Source organism: Bacillus sp. ISL-57, from assembly GCF_018613135.1.
GTDB lineage: Bacteria > Bacillota > Bacilli > Bacillales > DSM-1321 > Peribacillus > Peribacillus frigoritolerans.
The window spans coordinates 134865-154671 of record NZ_JAGGQV010000019.1 but is presented as its reverse complement, the minus strand read 5'-3'; the positions used below and the strand labels follow the sequence as shown (position 1 = coordinate 154671).

16 protein-coding genes are annotated in these 19807 nt (G+C 40.8%); 13 read left to right on the top strand and 3 right to left on the bottom strand.

All coding sequences use genetic code 11. From position 1 onward, the window contains the following. The first annotated feature begins 104 nt into the window (after positions 1-104). The 7 genes from J7I90_RS21340 (at position 105) to J7I90_RS21310 (ending at position 7878) form a co-directional block, all read left to right on the top strand. Entirely contained in the window at positions 105-1502 is a 1398-nt protein-coding gene (locus J7I90_RS21340; protein WP_214773651.1) for an amino acid permease, read from the top strand. A gap of 152 nt (positions 1503-1654) precedes the next feature. After that, positions 1655-1948: an RNA polymerase alpha subunit C-terminal domain-containing protein gene (locus J7I90_RS21335; protein WP_214773650.1), complete on the top strand. Its 294-nt coding sequence runs from the start codon at positions 1655-1657 to the stop codon at positions 1946-1948. 95 nt (positions 1949-2043) lie between these two features. Beyond that, positions 2044-2964: a type I pantothenate kinase gene (gene coaA, locus J7I90_RS21330; protein ID WP_214773649.1), complete on the top strand. Its 921-nt coding sequence runs from the start codon at positions 2044-2046 to the stop codon at positions 2962-2964. Between the two features lie 595 nt (positions 2965-3559). Next, positions 3560-5065 carry a malate:quinone oxidoreductase gene (locus J7I90_RS21325; RefSeq protein WP_214773648.1) on the top strand — a complete coding sequence of 502 codons (1506 nt, stop codon included), beginning with the start codon at positions 3560-3562 and terminating at the stop codon, positions 5063-5065. 587 nt (positions 5066-5652) lie between these two features. Then, a complete protein-coding gene (locus J7I90_RS21320; RefSeq protein ID WP_214773647.1) occupies positions 5653-6429 on the top strand; it encodes a transporter substrate-binding domain-containing protein in 777 nt (258 codons plus the stop codon). Between the two features lie 73 nt (positions 6430-6502). Beyond that, positions 6503-7147, top strand: coding sequence for an amino acid ABC transporter permease (locus J7I90_RS21315; RefSeq protein ID WP_214773646.1), 645 nt, complete (start codon positions 6503-6505; stop codon positions 7145-7147). Beyond that, positions 7144-7878 (top strand): amino acid ABC transporter ATP-binding protein, encoded by a 735-nt coding sequence (locus J7I90_RS21310; RefSeq protein ID WP_251025402.1) that lies wholly within the window; start codon positions 7144-7146, stop codon positions 7876-7878. The genes J7I90_RS21315 and J7I90_RS21310 overlap by 4 nt, the downstream gene beginning before the upstream one ends. A gap of 216 nt (positions 7879-8094) precedes the next feature. Here the strand turns inward: J7I90_RS21310 and J7I90_RS21305 are convergent, their stop codons facing one another. Continuing rightward, entirely contained in the window at positions 8095-10602 is a 2508-nt protein-coding gene (locus J7I90_RS21305; protein ID WP_214773645.1) for an NEW3 domain-containing protein, read from the bottom strand. A gap of 246 nt (positions 10603-10848) precedes the next feature. Between J7I90_RS21305 and J7I90_RS21300 the strand changes: the two genes are divergently transcribed. From J7I90_RS21300 to J7I90_RS21275, 6 genes are all read left to right on the top strand, one after another. Further along, the gene (locus tag J7I90_RS21300) at positions 10849-12075 is read left to right on the top strand and encodes an ROK family transcriptional regulator (RefSeq protein ID WP_096338930.1); all 1227 of its coding nucleotides are present in this window, start codon (positions 10849-10851) and stop codon (positions 12073-12075) included. Then, on the top strand, positions 12075-13154 hold the full coding sequence (locus tag J7I90_RS21295) for an extracellular solute-binding protein (protein WP_214773644.1): 1080 nt from the start codon (positions 12075-12077) through the stop codon (positions 13152-13154). The genes J7I90_RS21300 and J7I90_RS21295 overlap by 1 nt, the downstream gene beginning before the upstream one ends. A 15-nt stretch (positions 13155-13169) precedes the next feature. Further along, positions 13170-14282, top strand: coding sequence for an ABC transporter ATP-binding protein (locus J7I90_RS21290; RefSeq protein WP_214773643.1), 1113 nt, complete (start codon positions 13170-13172; stop codon positions 14280-14282). Further along, positions 14279-15967 (top strand): ABC transporter permease, encoded by a 1689-nt coding sequence (locus J7I90_RS21285; protein WP_214773642.1) that lies wholly within the window; start codon positions 14279-14281, stop codon positions 15965-15967. The genes J7I90_RS21290 and J7I90_RS21285 overlap by 4 nt, the downstream gene beginning before the upstream one ends. 15 nt (positions 15968-15982) lie before the next feature. Beyond that, a complete protein-coding gene (argH, locus tag J7I90_RS21280; protein WP_214773641.1) occupies positions 15983-17467 on the top strand; it encodes an argininosuccinate lyase in 1485 nt (494 codons plus the stop codon). A 265-nt stretch (positions 17468-17732) separates the two neighbouring features. Further along, on the top strand, positions 17733-17942 hold the full coding sequence (locus J7I90_RS21275) for a hypothetical protein (protein WP_251025401.1): 210 nt from the start codon (positions 17733-17735) through the stop codon (positions 17940-17942). A gap of 122 nt (positions 17943-18064) precedes the next feature. On the opposite strand, the gene J7I90_RS21270 is transcribed toward J7I90_RS21275, so the two are convergent. Next, entirely contained in the window at positions 18065-19543 is a 1479-nt protein-coding gene (locus J7I90_RS21270) for a sodium:solute symporter family protein (RefSeq protein ID WP_214773639.1), read from the bottom strand. Next, the gene (locus J7I90_RS21265) at positions 19540-19740 is read right to left on the bottom strand and encodes a DUF3311 domain-containing protein (RefSeq protein ID WP_048685209.1); all 201 of its coding nucleotides are present in this window, start codon (positions 19738-19740) and stop codon (positions 19540-19542) included. Before J7I90_RS21265 ends, J7I90_RS21270 begins: the two co-directional genes overlap by 4 nt. Positions 19741-19807: the final 67 nt, after the last annotated feature.

Genomic DNA, 19807 nt, shown 5'->3' with positions numbered 1-19807 from the left:
GATTAAATAAAGTGGTGCCTGCTATATCATTTCTATACTAAATAGGGAGTGTAAAAAGCATCTTGCATAAAATTTCGACTATTAGTAGTGTAGGGGGAAATGGAATGGCAAACAAAGATTTGAATAGGGACTTGAAAGGCCGTCATATTCAGATGATCGCTTTGGGCGGAACGATTGGTGTCGGTTTATTTATGGGTTCAGCCAGCACGATTCAATGGACAGGTCCGTCTGTAATGTTAGCTTATGCGATCTCTGGTTTATTTATATTCTTGATCATGCGCGCAATGGGGGAAATGCTGTACTTAGAGCCAAGTACAGGTTCATTTGCAACATTTGGTTATAAGTACATTCATCCATTGGCAGGGTATTTGACAGCTTGGAGTAACTGGTTCCAGTGGGTTATCGTCGGGATGGCAGAAATTATTGCAGTGGGGACGTACATGCAGTATTGGTACCCTGATCTCCCTGCTTGGATTCCAGGTTTAATTGCAATGGTGATTCTTGGAGCAGCGAACTTAATTTCCGTTAAGTCCTTTGGGGAAATTGAATTTTGGTTTGCACTGATTAAAATCGTAACGATTATTTTAATGATCGTTGCAGGTTTAGGACTGATTTTCTTTGGGATCGGTAACGGTGGGGAAGCCTTAGGGTTATCGAATCTTTGGGAACATGGCGGTTTATTTACAGGCGGCTGGAAGGGCTTCTTCTTTGCTCTCTCACTGGTGGTTGCCGCTTATCAAGGTGTAGAATTAATCGGGATTACGGCTGGTGAAGCAAAAGATCCGCAAAAAACGATAACCAAAGCGATTCAAAGTACCATTTGGCGTATTTTAATCTTCTATATCGGTGCGATCTTCATTATTGTAACCGTTTACCCTTGGGATCAATTAAGTTCGATTGGCAGTCCATTTGTTGCGACCTTTGCGAAGGTTGGTATCACTGCAGCAGCTGGAATCATTAATTTTGTCGTAATCACGGCTGCAATGTCTGGCTGCAATAGTGGTATTTACAGTGCAGGACGCATGCTTTACACATTAGGGATGAATGGACAAGCGCCAAAGTTCTTTGCAAAAGTATCTAATAGCGGTGTCCCTTTATTCGGTACGTTCGGAGTGATCGTCGGTTTGGCGATTGGAGTTGTTTTAAGTTATATTGCACCAGAAAATTTATTTGTGCATGTATACAGTGCGAGTGTACTTCCTGGGATGATTCCATGGTTTGTCATTCTGATCAGTCAAATTAAATTCAGGAAGGTCAAAAAAGCTGAAATGCACAATCATCCATTCAAGATGCCGTTTGCACCTGTTACAAACTACCTGACCATCGCTTTCTTGATCATGGTATTGGTCGGTATGTGGTTTAATGATGACACACGTATATCTCTTATGGTTGGAATAGGTTTTCTGGCTATCGTAGCAATCAGTTATTTCGCTTTTGGAATAGACAAGCGTGTACAAGCAAATGCTCAAATAGAGGCTAAGAAGGAGGACAAAGTGGGTTAATCCATCATTCACTTTGCGTTTTGCAAAGGGTTGCTGCGGCAGCCCTTTTCCAATGAAATTAATGATAAAATGGATTAAAATGATTGCTTCATTGTGAAGGGTGAACTTTTTATGTTTGGACTTAAAAGCCAGAAGAAAAGGAGAAATTGACAATGACCACTTCAAAGCAGAATTTGAGGACTTGCGAAAAGGGACACAAATACCATAAATCCAGCGACTGTCCGACCTGCCCTGTATGTGAGCAGGAACGAAAACCTGATACAGGATTCCTTTCAGTGCTCTCGGCACCTGCCAGACGTGCATTGGAAAGCAATGGGGTAACCTCTTTACAACAGCTATCAGCATATAGTGAAAAAGAGATTTTGAAATTCCACGGTATGGGACCAGCTTCTTTACCGAAACTTAGGGAAGCTTTGGAGACAGGTGGGTTATCATTCAAAGCTTAATCAATTTAGTGAATTAGGGATCAGGAACATCTTTTTTATGGACATCATCCTTGTTAAACTGATAGTAACTCTAAAAAGTGAGGTAACGAAAAATCATGAGTTCCTATACTCCCTATTTTGAATTCAATCGAAAAAAGTGGGCATCTTTGCGAAACCATACCCCTCTTCCTTTAACTGAAAAAGAATTGGATAACTTAAAAGGAATAAATGAAGAAATATCCATTCAGGAAGTGGAAGAGGTTTATTTGCCCTTGACTCGTTTGATCAATTTACATGTTGAGGCATCTCAGCAGCTTAACACAGCCACTTCTTCATTTCTAAAAACTGATGCTAAAAAAGTACCTTATATCATTGGGATTGCAGGGAGTGTTGCTGTAGGAAAGAGTACGACTGCAAGGTTGCTTCAGACTTTATTATCCAGATGGGATAATCACAGAAACGTAGGTCTTGTCACTACCGACGGTTTTTTGTACCCAAATGATCTATTAGAAGATAAAGGATTGATGAAAAGAAAAGGGTTTCCTGAAAGTTATGATACCCAAAAGTTAATCAATCTTATCGGAGATGTAAAAGCGGGAAAAAATAAAGTGGAAGTTCCAATCTACTCACATTTGAAGTATGACATTTTGCCAAATGAAGTGCAGACGATCTGTAATCCGGATATTTTAATAGTGGAAGGTGTTAATGTTCTTCAAGTTGACAAGGAAAATCAAGTATTCGTCAGTGACTTTTTTGATTTCTCACTCTATGTAGATGCAGATGTTAACGACATAGAGCGATGGTATGTCGAAAGGTTCCTTTTACTTCAAAAGACTGCATTTCAAAGTCCCGAATCCTATTTCCATCGTTATATTGACTTTTCTAAAGAACAGGCCATAAAAAAAGCGACTCAAATTTGGGAAGAAATTAATTTGAAAAATCTACATGAAAATATAATGCCGACAAAAGGACGGGCAAAACTCATCTTGAAAAAAGGGCCGGAACATAAAGTTGAAAATATCTTTTTGCGAAAATAAGAGAAATAATGTTTTTTTGTAATAGCAATAAGTTGAGAAATTATAATAATGAGGGACTATGAGATAAGTCTTAAAATTAAGAATATTATCGGTGACATTACCTTATATTGGTTTAGTTTTCAGTAATTATTGGTATTGTTATAATATCTAATAATTGGGTGGAATTTATGATACTAGTTAAAAAGTTAAGAGTTTAGCAATTTCAGGAAGGCCTTTGTTTTTTAGGGAAATGGTTACAGAAAGTTCTAATTTTCCTTCTGTTTTTGTCAATAAATGTGTATTTTCCTGGTTTTTTCGAATCTGTCAATATTATTTCACTAACAGTTTCTTCCTTCAATGTTGGGAAGTTGCTGAGGAAATCTTTGAATGTGACTATCGGGGCGGATAAGTTTAAGCTAATTTCTTTTCAAAATCAACATTTTAACAAAAAAAGTAATAGTAGAATATTTTAATCTATGAAATAATAATAATAGATTATGATATAGTTATAAGGAGACAGAAAAGGTGTGTTCCTAGTTCGTGCCGGGCTTTTTTTGACACCTAAGCAGGAGCGCCTACATCTTTTTTGCAAATATAGGGGATAAGGAAGGTTATAATGAGCAACATACAGAAACAAACAGACGTTATCTTAATTGGCGGCGGAGTCATGAGCGCGACTTTGGGATCATTACTGAAAGAGTTAGCACCGGAATGGGAAATCAAAGTATTTGAGAAGCTTGCAAACGCAGGAGAAGAAAGCTCTAACGAATGGAATAATGCGGGTACGGGACATTCTGCGCTGTGCGAGCTTAACTATACATCCGAAAAAGCTGACGGATCTATAGATATTAGCAAAGCAATTAAAATAAATGAACAGTTCCAAGTTTCATTGCAGTTTTGGTCGTATCTTGTAAACTGTAAGCTGATTGATAATCCGCAAGACTTTATCATGCCATTGCCTCATATGAGTATGGTGCAAGGGGATAACAATGTAGCGTTCTTAAAGAAACGTTTTGAAGCGCTGTCCAAAAATCCTCTGTTCCAAGGTATGGAGTATTCCGATGACCCAGCAAAACTGATGGAATGGATTCCACTTATTATGCAAGACCGTCCATCGAATGAATCTATAGCGGCAACAAAAATTGATTACGGTACAGACGTTAACTTCGGTGCTCTGACACGCATGTTGTTTGACCACTTAAAGGCTCAAAACGTCGATATCAAATATAAACATAGTGTTGATAATGTTAAACGTGCCAGTGATGGCTCATGGGAATTAAAAGTGCGTAATGTCGATACCGGTAGCGTAGAACGTCATAATGCTAAATTCGTCTTTATCGGAGGCGGGGGCGGAAGCTTGCATTTACTGCAAAAATCCGGCATTCCTGAAGGGAAACATATCGGAGGATTCCCGGTAAGTGGATACTTCATGGTATGTAATAATCCGGAAGTTGTTGCACAGCATCATGGGAAAGTATACGGAAAAGCTAAAGTTGGTGCACCACCAATGTCTGTTCCGCATCTTGATACACGTTTTATCGACAATAAAAAATCGTTGCTATTTGGACCATTTGCGGGCTTCTCACCGAAGTTCTTAAAAACAGGTTCAATGTTCGATTTAATAACTTCCGTAAAACCGAATAATGTCTTAACTATGTTGGCGGCAGGTGCAAAAGAGATGCCATTGACAAAATACTTGATCCAGCAAGTTATGTTATCGAAAGAACAGCGCATGGAAGAGCTACGGGAGTTCATCCCGAACGCTAAGAGCGAGGATTGGGATTTAGTAGTAGCAGGCCAACGTGTTCAAGTTATCAAAGATACTGTTGAAGGCGGCAAAGGTACACTTCAATTTGGTACGGAAGTTGTAAGTGCATCCGATGGCTCTATTGCAGCATTGCTAGGTGCTTCACCAGGGGCTTCTACTGCTGTTCACGTTATGCTTGAGGTAATTAATAAATGCTTCCCGCAACGCATGAAAGAGTGGGAACCGAAAATTAAAGAAATGATTCCTTCTTATGGGGAGTCACTAATGGAAAATACAGAGCTTTTGCACGAAATTCAAACTTCAACATCAGAGACGCTTGGTCTGAGCAAAAAAAAAGAGCTAGTTTATAGTTAATTTTTGGATATCGAAGCATCATTGAAATTAAAAACAACAGAACCTTTAATCGATCTTTGATTGAAGGTTCTTTTTTTGTTTTAAAGCTTATTCAATTAAGGATGCATATTTGCAGGCAAACTTGTCGACCAGTAATAATTACTGGTTGGCCTTTTTTTTGATAGAAGCAGACATGGTAGGACTCACAGTTGCGCGGGACATTTGAAGCAGGGAGAGTGGAGGCGGAAAAACATTTCCTATATTCTAGTTTAAAAGCATCCAAAAAGTTAATTGATTTAGTTTTTTCCCTATCCAACTAATGGGGTATCTCCTATTAGGGATGACTAAAGGACCCTGGTGAATACCACCCTCCAAGGGTATTGTTCTAGAGGTATTGATGACATGAACGGCTACTTTTATCGAGAAGGATCCCATAGCCTTTTTGTGTTTTCCATCACATGAACAATATTAGGAAAAACATCCATAAAAATTATTTAAAGAAAATATTATTTATTCTAAAAATTCATATTATAATACTTTATACTTATGCTATATTATAGGGAGAATTATTTATTATCACGTATAATTTAAGAATTGGAGTGATTTGAATGAAGAAACTTGGTTTATTGAGTATGTTTTTGATTTTAACTATCTTTATCTCGGCTTGTGGAACCAATGAAGGGAAAAATGCAGGTGAGGAAAAGAAACCTGAAAAGGTATATAAAGTTGGTGTGGATACGACTTATCCTCCTTTTGAATTTAAAGAGGGGAACGACTATAAAGGTATAGATATCGAATTGATCAATGCAATCGCGAAAGACCAGGATTTCAAAATCAAATTGTCTCCAATGGATTTCGGTGGAATCATTCCGGCTATGCAAGCCAATCAGCTTGATGTGGCCATTGCGGGAATGAGCATTACAGAGGAAAGAAAAAAGGTAGTGGATTTCTCAACACCGTATTTTGATGCAGGGTTAACAATAGTTGTTAAGAAAGATAATACAAGCACTAAAACCGTTAAGGACCTTAAAGGAAAAACCATAGCAGTGAAAAAAGGAACGACAGGTGCTAAATATGCACAGGATAATGCTACGAAACTAGGAATCAAAGTTGTTCAATTCAATGATAGTCCGGCAATGTTCCAGGAAGTGGCCAACGGTAATGCGGATGCACTTATAGAAGATTATCCTGTCATCTCATATGCAATCGCCCAAAAAGACCTTGGATTGAAAATCGTAGGTGAACGTTTGAATGGTGACCAATATGGAATTGCTGTATTGAAAGGGCAAAACGAGGATTTATTGAAAAAAATAAATGATGGTCTTGCCAATCTTAAAAAAGACGGCAAGTACGATGAAATTATAAAAACGTATCTTGGTGAATAAGGTTAATAAACAATGGATTAAAGCTCATTAGGCGCGCTTATGGCGCGCTTTCTTTTTCAAAGGGGTGAAAGAAATGGATATAATTGTTGCGGCGTTGCCACTTTTATTAAAAGGACTTCAGGTCACACTTTATATCTTTGTGATTGCCATTATCCTAGGTTTTTTGATAGGTTTACTTGTCGCATTGCTGCGACTTGCCCCCATCAAAATCTTGAATTGGATTGCAAAGGTTTATGTGGATGCGATACGAGGGACACCTTTCATCGTTCAGTTATTTTTTATCTATTTTGGTGTGAATTCACTGAATTTGGTTTCTTTGGACAGTACAACAGCTGGAATAATTACCGTTGCAATCAATGCAGGGGCATATTTTGCTGAAATAATAAGGGCAGGGATACAATCCATCGAAAAAGGGCAAACGGAGGCGGCAAGATCCATCGGGTTCACTGGAGCTCAAACAATGAGATATGTCGTGCTTCCGCAAGCCTTTAGAAGGATGCTCCCGACCATTACGAATCAATCGATCATCAGCTTGAAGGACACTTCTCTATTATCCGTCATTGGTATAGCCGATTTAACCCAGCAAGGTCAGATTCAAGCTTCGGCAACCTTTGAAGCATTCAAAGTTTGGTTGGCCGTGGGTGTAATTTACTTTATCATCATCTATTTGTTAACCCTAATTGCTAATTTCATAGAAAGGAGGGTACAAGTTCGATGAGCATCATTACAGTAAAAAACCTGAGAAAATCATTTGGAACTATCGAGGTTTTAAAAGATATAAATGCAGAAGTGCAGGAAAAGGAAGTAATTTGCGTAATAGGCCCTTCTGGATCTGGAAAGAGTACATTCCTGCGTTGCCTGAACCTCCTTGAGGAAGTTACGGGCGGCGAGGTGGTCATTAACGGACACGATATTACCGATCCTAAAAGGAAAATCAATATAAACAAAGTCCGGCAAGAAGTTGGAATGGTTTTTCAACATTTCAATCTATTTCCTCATAAGACCGTTTTGGAGAACATAACCTTGGGCCCCATTAAAATTCGTGCCACCGATAAAGCGGAAGCAGGAAGATTAGCGCTTGAGTTATTGGATAAGGTTGGTTTAAAGGAAAAAGCAAATAGCTATCCAGGGGAACTTTCCGGCGGACAAAAACAGCGGGTCGCCATCGCAAGGGCATTGGCGATGAATCCGAAGATCATGCTATTTGATGAACCTACTTCTGCCCTTGACCCTGAAATGGTCGGCGATGTTTTGGAGGTAATGAAACAACTGGCTAAAGAAGGCATGACAATGGTCGTTGTTACGCATGAAATGGGCTTTGCCCGGGAAGTCGGGGACCGGGTGATATTCATGGATGGAGGATATATCGTGGAAGAAAATGAGCCGAATGAATTATTCGGTAACCCTCAGCACGAAAGAACCAAAGCATTCTTGAGCAAAGTGCTTTAACGGGATGTTTTTAAGATCGTAAATCATGAATGAAGGTTGTGCATGAAGTGTGGACAAAGGAATGCGGGGAACCCAAACGCATGAGCCTTTCCCTCATCTTTGTGCATAACTTTTTTTGTTTTTAGAGCAGGAATCGGTCAGGCGATGGCTTCAATTGGCAATCGTCAAAAAAAGAAAAACCTATGCATTCAACACATGCATAGGTTTCTTCTTTATTTACTTGGCACCGTAACTAATCAAGTTCGTCATGATTCGATATCCGCCTGGAACCTGGCCTTGAATTTGCCTGTATAGCACAAGGTTGGTGTAGAGGTAGGTACCATTACCGTATTTAGCCATAAGGATACCGCCATCAAATGGTTCTTCATTAGGATCAGCCATGGAAATGAATGTTTCAAACCGTTCATCCCATTTCATTGGGAAATACAATCCTCTTTCTTGGACCCAATTGCTCCAGTCATCATTTGTTATTTTATTTGGATAGTTAAAAAGCGCCGATTCTGGTTTCGACACGTTTACTGTGGCTTTTTCATCGGTTACCCGCCAGCGAATCGAAGGATTCCCAAGGGTAAGAGGATAGGGAGCCGTCTTCAGGGCATCCCATCCATCACCCGGTTTATGGTATTGAACGACGAGATGGCCGCCGTTTTCCACATATTCAAGTAAGCGCGCGTTATTTGCCTTTAAATCTTCCCTCGATAGATAGGCACGGATGCCTGTAACGATCGTGTCATATTGACTTAAATCACCTTCTGCTAAATCAGCTGCAGTTAACTTCGTAATGTTCAGCCCTGCATTGCTTAAGTAATCTGCCACTTTATCGAATCCGCTTTCAATGTACCCCACTTTTAATGAAGCTGGCTTCAATAGCTCAAACGCAACGGTATTGATAGCTGCTGGGTATTGGTAATAGAATGTTCCGATATGGTCATAGGAAATTTCCTGAATGGTCGAATCAAAGGTTTTCCCATTGACAGTAGCAGCTGCCTTCACCTGATATTCCCCATTTTGTACTGCCTTCGGTGGTCTGAGGGTGAACTTCACTTGTTTTTCTTCTGATTTTTCTTTAAATGATACATTGGCATTTTTCGGATGAACTCCCCAATTTTCAGGGACTTTTAAAGCGACCTTTGCCGATGCTTTTCCTTCTGTATAGTTTTTCAGGGTCACCGTCACTGGGACTTCCTCTTTTACATCTGCCGTATTTACGACGATATCTTCAGGAGATAGGGTAAGGCCAATGTCGGGAAGGACAGCGATCGTTCCATCCACTTCCTCCAGGATGGAAGTTTTTGTGCTGCCGGATTTATAAGAAATGCTGGTCGTAATGGTTGATTCATCATAGGCGTGGAAGTAGGATGCATCTTCAGGGACTTCAACCAGATAGGTCATTGTCGCTGATTTATTTGGAGCCAGATTGACATCTTTAGATTTTGTTTTTGTCTTCCATCCTTTAGGCACGTTCAATGCAGCAGCGACTTTTTTCAATGTTTGTTTTCCGTTATTCTTCATGGTTACGGTTACGTACGTATTTTGACCTTTCGTAAGAATCTTTGAAGCTGCCTTAGCTTGAACTTCGAGTCCTGAGGAGACATAACTGACGTTTTGTAATTGCTCTTCTTTTAATGAGAGCTTATGAAGCAAGTCATTTTTGATGGCAGGGCTTAGCTTTGCCTTTTTGACTTGCGCAGTAATTGACCGAACATTGGAGAGAGCATTTTGGGATATTGAAAAAACACGTTTTTCATTTGGATAAGCCGCAATAACAGCGTCCAAATTCCGTTGCAAGTATTTAAATTCACCTATTAATTTTGAAGCTGAGCGGGGGAGTTTTTCAGCCCATTCAGTAAAATTGTAAGGTATACCTGCAAAAAGGTCCGAATCGCTTTTTGTATCAACCGCGCTTTGCTTCAAATCCAGATGGATCTGGCGAGGTGCTGCCGGGATATCAGAACCCATGCCTTGGCTTTTATGCAGATAGCGGGATTGTTCTCCAAGCTGTGGGTAAGTCATATTGTATATTGGGTCATATTTACCGATTTCAATCGAAGTGGTTGCTTGATCTGCCGAGGAAACGGGCAAATATAACTTTTTCACTTGCCATACCGATAGACCTTGTTTCAATTGTTGTGGAAAAACAGTCGGGTCGGCGGCATCCTTAAAGGCACGTTCACTTAAGATTGTCATTGTTCGATGATGTCCATGCTGGGTATCATCATTTTGAAAGGATGGCATCAATATATCTGGCTGATACTTCCGAATAAAGCGGATAAGCCGTTCATATGTGAGTTCCTCTCCCCATTTTTGTAATGTTTCCTCGGGTGTTTTAGAGAAACCGAAATCATAAATGGGATCAGAGGTAGTTTCACTTAGGTGATAGGCTTTAACCTCGGTGATTTTTGCAGCTTCTATCATTTCCCTCGAACGGATGATTCCAAGAGCGTTGTCCAGTTCATCCCCAATTTCATTTTGTCCTCCCTCACCACGGTTTGCAATCAGGCTGGATGTTTTCACCCCTAACCCTCTCGATAGATAAGCGAGAAAGTCACTGCGTTCATCATCGGGATGGGCACCGCTGTTCAAGAATGTCACAGTCGTTTCGAGCGGCTTGACCGCATTCCATAATTCGACGTTGGTTTCATCAGGATTTGCAGCGCTGACTCCAAGCGGCAATGATGCAAGAACCAACAAAAGGGAAAGCAACGATAACAAAGCTTTTTTCATTCTTCTTTAAACCCCCTTCAACTTTTATAAAAAAAAGTAGGTTAGTAATGTTTTCTAACTAACCAGACAAAAAAACCTATCTAATAAATAGCACTAATGGTTATAAATGTAAATAATTCGAAGTAACTATTAAAAATTGTACATTTGAAATGTTCAGAAAAACATCTTGTGCACTGAAATTATTTAAGTTATATTTTTACTTAATTAGGAAGATTTACTAACTAAATGATGTAAGGCCGTGATGTGATGAGTTTTAAAAGAACACCCAGTCATCAAAAATATGTAAATAAAAAAAGAATCATTCAATGCATCCAAGAATGTTCACCCATTTCAAGAGCTGAAATCGCCGTTAAGCTTCAGCTAAGCAAACCAACTGTTTCTCAGGCTGTGGATGAACTTATACAGGAGAAATGGGTATTCGAAAAAGGAATAGGAGTATCCTCAGCTCAAGGCGGGAGGAGGCCCATCCAGCTCTTTTTTAATGAAAAGGCTGCCTATATCATCGGTGTCGATATAGGTGGGACGAAAGTGAAAATCGTTTTAAGTGATTTAAGCGGCAACATCCTTGCTGACACTAGTTTTTCAACAAACACTTATTTACATTCAGGGCTTCTTAAACAAATGGCGATTGAAACGGAGCGGTTAATTGCAAAGAATCAGATTGCGAAGGAAAGGATATTGGGGATGGGAGTCGGGATCCCTGGCATTACGCAAACGGCAAGCGGATTAGTAATAGAGGCACCGAGTTTAGGCTGGGTACAATATCCATTTATAGCAGAAGCGAAGCGTTATTTTGATTTCCCCATCTTTCTGGACAATGATGTAAATGCGGCTGCACTAGGTGAACAGTGGCTGGGTAATGCACAAAATAAGCGGAATTTACTGTTCATTGCGGTTGGCACGGGAATCGGAAGCGGCATCATCTTGAATAACCAGTTATACAGAGGAGCTTCCAGTGCCGCTGGGGAAATGGGATATATGGTGACGGACAAAGAGGATATAAAACGTGAATTCAAGCCGATTTTCCATAGATACGGCTATTTGGAAAGTGTCGCAGGAGGCAAGTCGATTGGCGGTCATTTCACCAGGGAGGTCCTCAAGGATCCTCACCATTTTTTATTCGAACGGGCCAAATCTTCCGAACTATCGGGGGAAGATGCTTTTTTGGCAGCAAAAAAAGGAGACACTGCAGCTATGGCCATCATAAATGAAGCCATCGAACATTTAGCCTGCGGAATTGTCAATGCGGCTAGTTTGCTAAATCCGGAAGTGATCATTTTAGGAGGTGGTGTATTAAATTCTGCTGAATACATTTTACCTAGAATTCGGGAGGTCGTTGATCGATATCTTCCAAGTTTAGTAGAAATGAAAACTTCACAACTTGGAGAAAACGCAGGGGTGCTTGGAGCGGTTTCCCTATTTTTAAGGGAACATGATGGGATTTTGAATTTTCGTGATGAGGGGGAATATTAATGAAAAATAGGAAAAAGTCGCTTGTTTCCGTACTGACCTTATCGGCAGCACTATTAATTTCGGGATGTAACGGTACAGATACGAAAACGAATTCGGCTGCTGGCGAAAAGGGTGAGCTGGAAGATAAAATCGTTGTTTATTCACCGCATGGCAAAGATATTTTATCAAAATTCGAAAAGCAGTTCGAAGATAAGTATGGGATTGATGTTGAGTGGCTTGATATGGGGTCTCAGGAAATCCTTGACCGTGTCCGTTCAGAGAAAAGTAATCCGCAGGCAGACGTTTGGTGGGGTGCACCTTCCACGAACTTCAATCAAGCAAAGGATGATGAGCTGCTGGCCGCTTATAAGCCTAGCTATTCCGATAATCTCGATGAAGGATTCCGCGATCCGGATTGGTATTGGACAGGAACGAGCCAGACACCGGAAGTCATCATGTATAACAGCAAAGAATTATCAAAAGACGAGGTACCGAAAGATTGGGATGAGCTGCTTGATCCGAAATGGAAAGACGAAATCATCATCCGCTATCCGTTAGCCTCAGGAACGATGAGGACAATTTTTTCTGCGATGATCTATCGTACGTATAAGGATACAAATGATCCAAAAGAAGGGTATGACTGGTTAAAGAAGCTCGATCAAAACACGAAGGAATATTCAGCGAATCCTGAAATGATGTATAACAAGGTAGCCAAAGGAGAGGGCTCACTTTCCGTTTGGGCAATGCCGGATGTCGTCATGCTGAAAGAAAATAAAAATTATCCATTTGAGTTCGTTATTCCGAAGAGCGGAACGCCAGTATTGACAGAAGGTATCGCCATCGTTGAAGGCGCCAAACATCCAAAAGCGGCTGAAGCCTTTTATGAGTTCGTGAATACACCAGAAGCCGCAAAAACTTTGGCAGAAGAATTTTACAGGATTCCGACCAGAAGTGATGTGAAGGGTTTACCTGAATGGATCACGGAAACGGAAATTAAAGCGATGGATATTGATTGGAATGCATTCCAGGAAAAAGGTGACGAGTGGATGAAATACTGGGACGAAAATATTAAAAGTGGAGATAAAGAAATTAAAGAATAAGGAAGTGTCTTTGGGATGGCGTCCATAAAAATAGAGAATGTCCAAAAAGCCTTCGGGAAAACGAAAGCTGTTGACCAGTTAAATCTGGACATCAAAGAAGGTGAGTTTTTTACCTTTCTTGGTCCAAGCGGCTGCGGTAAAACGACAACACTTCGGATGATTGCCGGTTTTTATTATCCAACTAAAGGTGTCGTCCGATTTGGCGACAAAGATATGACGCGTGTACCTCCGGAGAAAAGAAATACAGGCATGGTTTTTCAAAACTATGCCCTCTTTCCCCATATGACTGTTTTTGAAAATGTAGCGTTTGGTTTGCGTGTGAGAAAGGTTTCTTCTGCTGACTTAAAGAAGAGAGTGCTGGATGCCCTCCAAAAGGTCAGGCTGGAGAGCTACTCGGATCGTCAAGTGAGCCAGTTAAGCGGAGGACAGCAGCAGCGGGTGGCCCTTGCGAGAGCACTGGTCATTGAACCGGAAATATTACTGCTGGATGAACCATTAAGTAATCTGGATGCCAAGCTTCGTGATGAAATGAGAGTGGAAATCTTAAGGCTGCAGCGTGATTATAAGATTACCACCATTTATGTTACACATGATCAGGCTGAGGCTTTATCCATGAGTGATCGAATCGCCGTGTTCAATCATGGTGTATGTCACCAGGTCGGGACGCCAACAGAAATTTATAATCGGCCGGCCAATGATTTTGTGGCGAGTTTTATAGGTGAGATTAATCTTTTACCCGTTCAAGTTGAAAAAGTTCAACAAGATAATATAGAGGTTGCCCTTAAGAATAATGAAAAACCGATTAAATTAAAGGTGGAAAATCAAGCTAGGGACGGAATTTCAATCATACAGAGTGGTGCTGACCTTGCTGTTTCGATTCGTCCTGAAGCAATCAGGATTCTGGATGTGATCGAAGAAGGCATGAATATCTTTAAAGGTAAAATAAATTCCGTCCAATTCCTTGGATCTGTTGTGAATGTCATGGTGGATGTTCAAGACGTGTCACTAAGGGTCGACGTATTTAACACCCATGATTTCGGATACTTTTATCAAGGAAAGGAAGTGAATGTCCAGCTTCCCGAGAAACAGCTGCGTCTTATCCCTGTCATAAGCGGTGATGCGCCATGATTAAAAATCGTGATACGAGATTGACGGTTTGGCTCCTTATACCAGTTGTATTGGTGCTCATAGCATATGTACTCTACCCGTCATTGAGGACCTTTATTGAAAGTCTGCAAAAAGAAGGAACGATATCCCTTGGAAATTATCAGGACTTCTTCGTACAGGAATCGAAAACGAACTTAGAGGCTCTTTGGAATTCTGTATATATATCCTTATTGAGTGTATTGGTCAGTGCCTTGATTGGCATTCCGCTCGCATTCATTTTTAACCGTTACGATTTTCCTGGCAGAAGCTTCTTTTCATCAGCAGCGATTTTGCCGATTGTCCTTCCATCATTGGTAGGGGTCATGGCCTTTATGTTTTTATATGGAGAATCGGGATTGATTCCAAATGCCATCAAGGACCTGTTTGGTCTCGATAAGGTTCCATTCAAGATTGGCGGGGTATCGGGAATTCTTATCGTGCATGCCTATACGATGTATGTTTATTTTTATATGACCGTATCCGCAGCAATCAATAAAATAGATCCATCACTTGAAGAAGCCGCTTATAACTTAGGCGCAAATAAATTAAAGGTTTTTTGGAGGGTGACATTTCCATTATTGACACCTGCCATCGTTGCCGCCTCTTTACTTGTTTTCATGATATCGATGGCTTCTTTCAGTGCCCCGTTTTTATTAGCTGGCGGATACAGGGTGTTGAGCCTGCAAATTTATTTTTCGAAAATCAATGGTGATATGGAAATTGCCGCGACTCAATCGGTCATTCTATCCATCGTTTCAATTTCATTTCTATTATTCATGCGTTGGTATCAGAATAGGAAAGATTATCGAATGGTCTCGAAAGGGATTGGGGCACACAGGAGTGAAGTGAAGAACCCAGTTATGAAATGGGTGATGGTTGTAACGGGGGTCATCGGCGTAATGATTCTGCTTTTACCGCATTTTACGATTCTTTTGCTTTCACTTGTGCCGGATGGAACCTGGACATTTCAAACGTATCCCACAGTATTTAATGTGGAAAATTACAGGCTTTTGTTTGAAGACCCTAATATCTTCAAACCGTTACGAAATAGTTTACTGATGGCGGTTATTGCAACGTTGGCAAATCTGGTGTTTGGCGTCATAGCGTCCTACGTGCTTGTCAAACGGAAATTCGTCGGGAAAAGCTTTGTCGATATTCTAGTCATGATTCCTTGGGCGTTGCCTGCAACGGTCATAGGGATGAACTTGATATTTGCATTCAATGAACCTAGCGTTTTTTCTTTCGGTCAAATTTTGGTAGGAACATTTTGGATTTTGCCGCTAGCCTATTTCATCAGGCATATTCCACTCGTTGTCCGGTCGACTAATGCCGTTCTGGAGCAGCTGGATGATTCAATTGAGGAAGCAGCCAGAAACTTGGGGGCTAAGTGGTTTTATACCTTCAGAAGGGTCATATTTCCGATTATTATGCCTGGTGTTTTATCAGGGACATTATTGGCATTTATCGAATCTGTGGGGGAATTCCCGACCTCGGTCCTGTTGTACACGATTTCAAACAGGCCCATATCCATTGAAATCATGAATCAGCTTAGGATGTTCAATATGGGGCAGGCAGCCGCATATGGGATGATTCAAATCACGCTGATTGTAATCGTTCTCTTTATTTCGAACAAGTTTTTTGGAATCAAAGCGGAAAAAGCTTTATAAATCGGAGGTTCAAAGATGAGCAGGCTTGAAGAATTTATAAAAAATGAAGGTAGTGTCTTTCCAGGAAAAACCTATGCTAGAGAGCTTTTGATGCCTGTTTTTAATGATCAAAGAGATTACTTATTTGATGCAATGTTCGATATTCATCGGGCACATGTCATCATGCTTTCGGAACAAAAGATCATTAAAGATGAAGAGGCGAAAACCATGCTTGATGGGATTCGGAAAGTGGCCCAAACAGATCTCGTGCAGTTGACCTATCAGTCCCAATTCGAGGACTTATTCTTCATGATGGAGGCTAAGATCGGTGAGGAAATCGGCCATGAACTTGCAGGGAAGATTCATATCGGCCGCAGTCGTAATGATATGGGAGTTGCGATGTACCGGCTTGTTTTGAGAGGTCATCTGCTCCAATTGATTGGCTATGCTAACCAATTGAGTGAAGCATTCTTGGTGCAGGCTGAAAAACATAAAGAAACCTATATTACAGGTTATACGCATACCCAACCGGCTCAGCCGACTACAATAGGACATTACTTTTTAGCCATTTATGATGTGCTTCAAAGGGATATTGGCCGGTTATGGGCAGCCTATGAAACGGTTAACCAATCCCCTTTGGGTGCAGCCGCGTTAACGACCACCGGTTTTCCAATCAGTCGGAACCGAACGGCTGAACTGCTTGGGTTTGATTCGGTGATTGAAAATTCCTATGACTCGATAGGCGGGGCAGATTATTTATTGGAAACCGCAACTGCCATCATGACGTGTATGGTCAATACTGGAAGGTGGATTCAAGATTTCCTGCAGCATGTGACAAGAGAGTTTGGTACATTTCACGTGGCGGACCCTTATGTTCAAGTGAGCAGTATCATGCCGCAAAAAAGGAATCCGGTCTCCATCGAACATTCCCGTTCGATTGCAAGCAGTGCGTTTGGTGATGCACTTGCTGCAATGAATATGATTCACAATACACCATTTGGTGATATCGTCGATACCGAAGATGATTTACAGCCGCATTTATATCGGGCTTTTTCGAATGCAGGCCGTGTCATGAAACTAATGTATGCCGTCATATCGACTTTGAAAGTAAATGAAGAACATACAAAGAAAATGGCCGCAAAATCCAGTATAACGATTACTGAATTAGCAGATACCCTATCAAGAGATTACGACATATCCTTTAGAAAAGCCCATTCCATAGCCAGTCATATTGCTAAAAAGTCGATTAGTGAAGGGAAAGAGCTATATGATTGGGACACACAAGAAATCAACAAGATCATCAATGAATTCGTTTCAGTGAACATAGCAGAAGATGAATGGAAAAAAATAATCTCTCCCGAATATTTTGTGGAAATCAGAACCATTCAAGGCGGACCATCCCCGAAAGAGGTTACGAGAATGATTGTAAATAGAAAACAAAAACTGGAACAAGATTTGCAGGAATATAAGGAAGTGGTCAAAGAATTGAATGATGGCAGGAAGGCTTTAGTGGATTACTGAAGGTACGAGGTAAATGAGTTTTAACGTGCATGAAATTCACGAGTATTTGCTCCAAAGTCACGAGTAAAAGCCGGACATTCTGAAGAGAGTATTTTTTGTTGGCTCGGAGGCAATACGATGCATTTTATCCGTTAATTCATGATATATAGTCATTCTTTATTAGGGTGGCTATTTATTTTGGATGCTTATCAATGACAATGAATGTAGATTATTTCCAAAAACGATGCTGTTATTTGTAAAATATACAATATGAGGCGGAATGTCAATGTCAAATAGATCTCAGTTCGGTGTTATCCTGATCTTAATAGCTTTCATAATATCGATTGCTTTTAGTTTGAATCCGGAAGCCTTATTAAGAGGAGGATATGATTTAGCTATTGATGGTCTTGTAGTATCCAGGACCTTGATGATTATTTTTTCGTTGTATTTATTAGTTAAAATAGGGGATTTGTTTATAAACAGAAAAGATGTCTAAAATGAGGTTCCTATAAACAATATTGAAAAAAAACACTAAAATTGGATGCCGATAATAAGGAAGGCTCAGTCTTTTGACTGAGCCTCCAATGTTTATTGATCCATAACCAGTTTCAAATTGCTTCATATATCGTTAACGGATTTAGGTTCCAACTGAACCGCGTGCTTTCTGAAAGCAAGACTTACAGTGATCATCACAATGAAATTGACTGCCAATGCGATGATTCCCACATTCAAATCTTTCGCTGCTTGCGGCAAGGATGGAAACAGGGTCCCTATTGTCGATTGACTGAGTGTAATGCAGATTACGATGGCCAATCCTGTTATGATGCCGGCGATAGCGCCAAATTTATTGATCGGATTATTCCCTTTCAGACTAAAGAGAAGGGACGGGAAGAGCTGTGTGATGAGACTGTATCCCATAAGAATTAATGCCGACATCGTTTCGCCGCCGTTTAAGGTGAAGTAGACGGCTATAAGGGCAATGACTGGAACAAGGAACTTTGCCAATCGTACAATGTGGCGATCGGATACGGCAGGTGCAAATTCCTTATAAACGTTTTTCGCGAGCAGTGTAGCGACGCTCATCAAAAGCATGGATCCCGGCACCAATGCGGTCAACAATCCAGCGCCGCCGATTATGCCTATAAACCATGGATCAAAGGTCTCGATCGAAAGGCGCAGCAATGAGAGGTCTGCATCTGCCCCAACGAGTCCGGGGACTTTCAATATAGCTGTAAACCCAACGAAAAAGACGAATAACAGCATGAGTGTATATAAAGGGCTGATGATGGCGTTTTTTCGAAATACCTTGCCGTTGCGTGCCGAATAAACAGCGCTGAAAACTTGTGGCCACATATAGAAACCGAATACGAGCAATATTACTGTGGAGATGAACCATGATACGCTAAGTCCCTGATCAGGGAACTTTAGAAAACCAGGCTTGGCCGCATCAACCGCTTCAAACATCGGCTGAAATCCGCCAAAGTAATGGATTGGCAGATAAATCCCCAAAAATCCTATTATGGCGACCATCATGATATCTTTAATGACCGCGGTCCAAACTGAACCGTGGATACCGGAGATCATCACATAAATGGTAAGGCTGATCGCCCCCATCCAAACTGCCTCAGACATTGAGATGGCACCATAAGATGCTTCTGAGACAATGATTCCCAATCCTTTCAGCTGCACGACGATCACTGGAATCATCGACACCACACCGACAAGCGCAGCCAAAATTCCTAAACTGGGACTCTTATACTTGCTTACAAAGAAATCGGATTGAGACATCAGTTTATTTTCTTTGGCATATCTCCATATTTCCGGCAGGAGCCAATAGGATAATACGTAAGACAAAGTAATGTAAATTAGAACATATAGAGCGGGGGCGCCCTTGCCATAAGCCCAGCCGCTGCCGCCAAGGAAGGAGAAGGTCGTATAGATTTCCCCAGCCATCAGCAGAAAGACGAATATCGCACCAAAACCGCGTCCGCCCACCGTCCATTGTTCCAAGTCCATATCTTTTCCTTTTGAAGAGCGTATTCCTAAAAATATCGATAGAAGTAAAAATGCTAAAATGATTAAGATAGCGATATTCATTCCTGATCACCTTCCCGATTCCTGGGATCCAGCTTATACATGATGCCGAGTATGGCAGAGGTAAGGACCACCCACATAGCCATCCAGAACATATTGAAAGGCATCCCTAATACATATGGTTCTATTTTATTAACAAAAGGTAGAAATCCCAGTATGCCTATAAAAGGAACTAGTGTAAGAATATATATAATCTTCATTAAACAACCCCCTCCGTTTTAAATAAAGTGAAACGCCCACCAATGGGGGTTTATTCAATGCCACTGA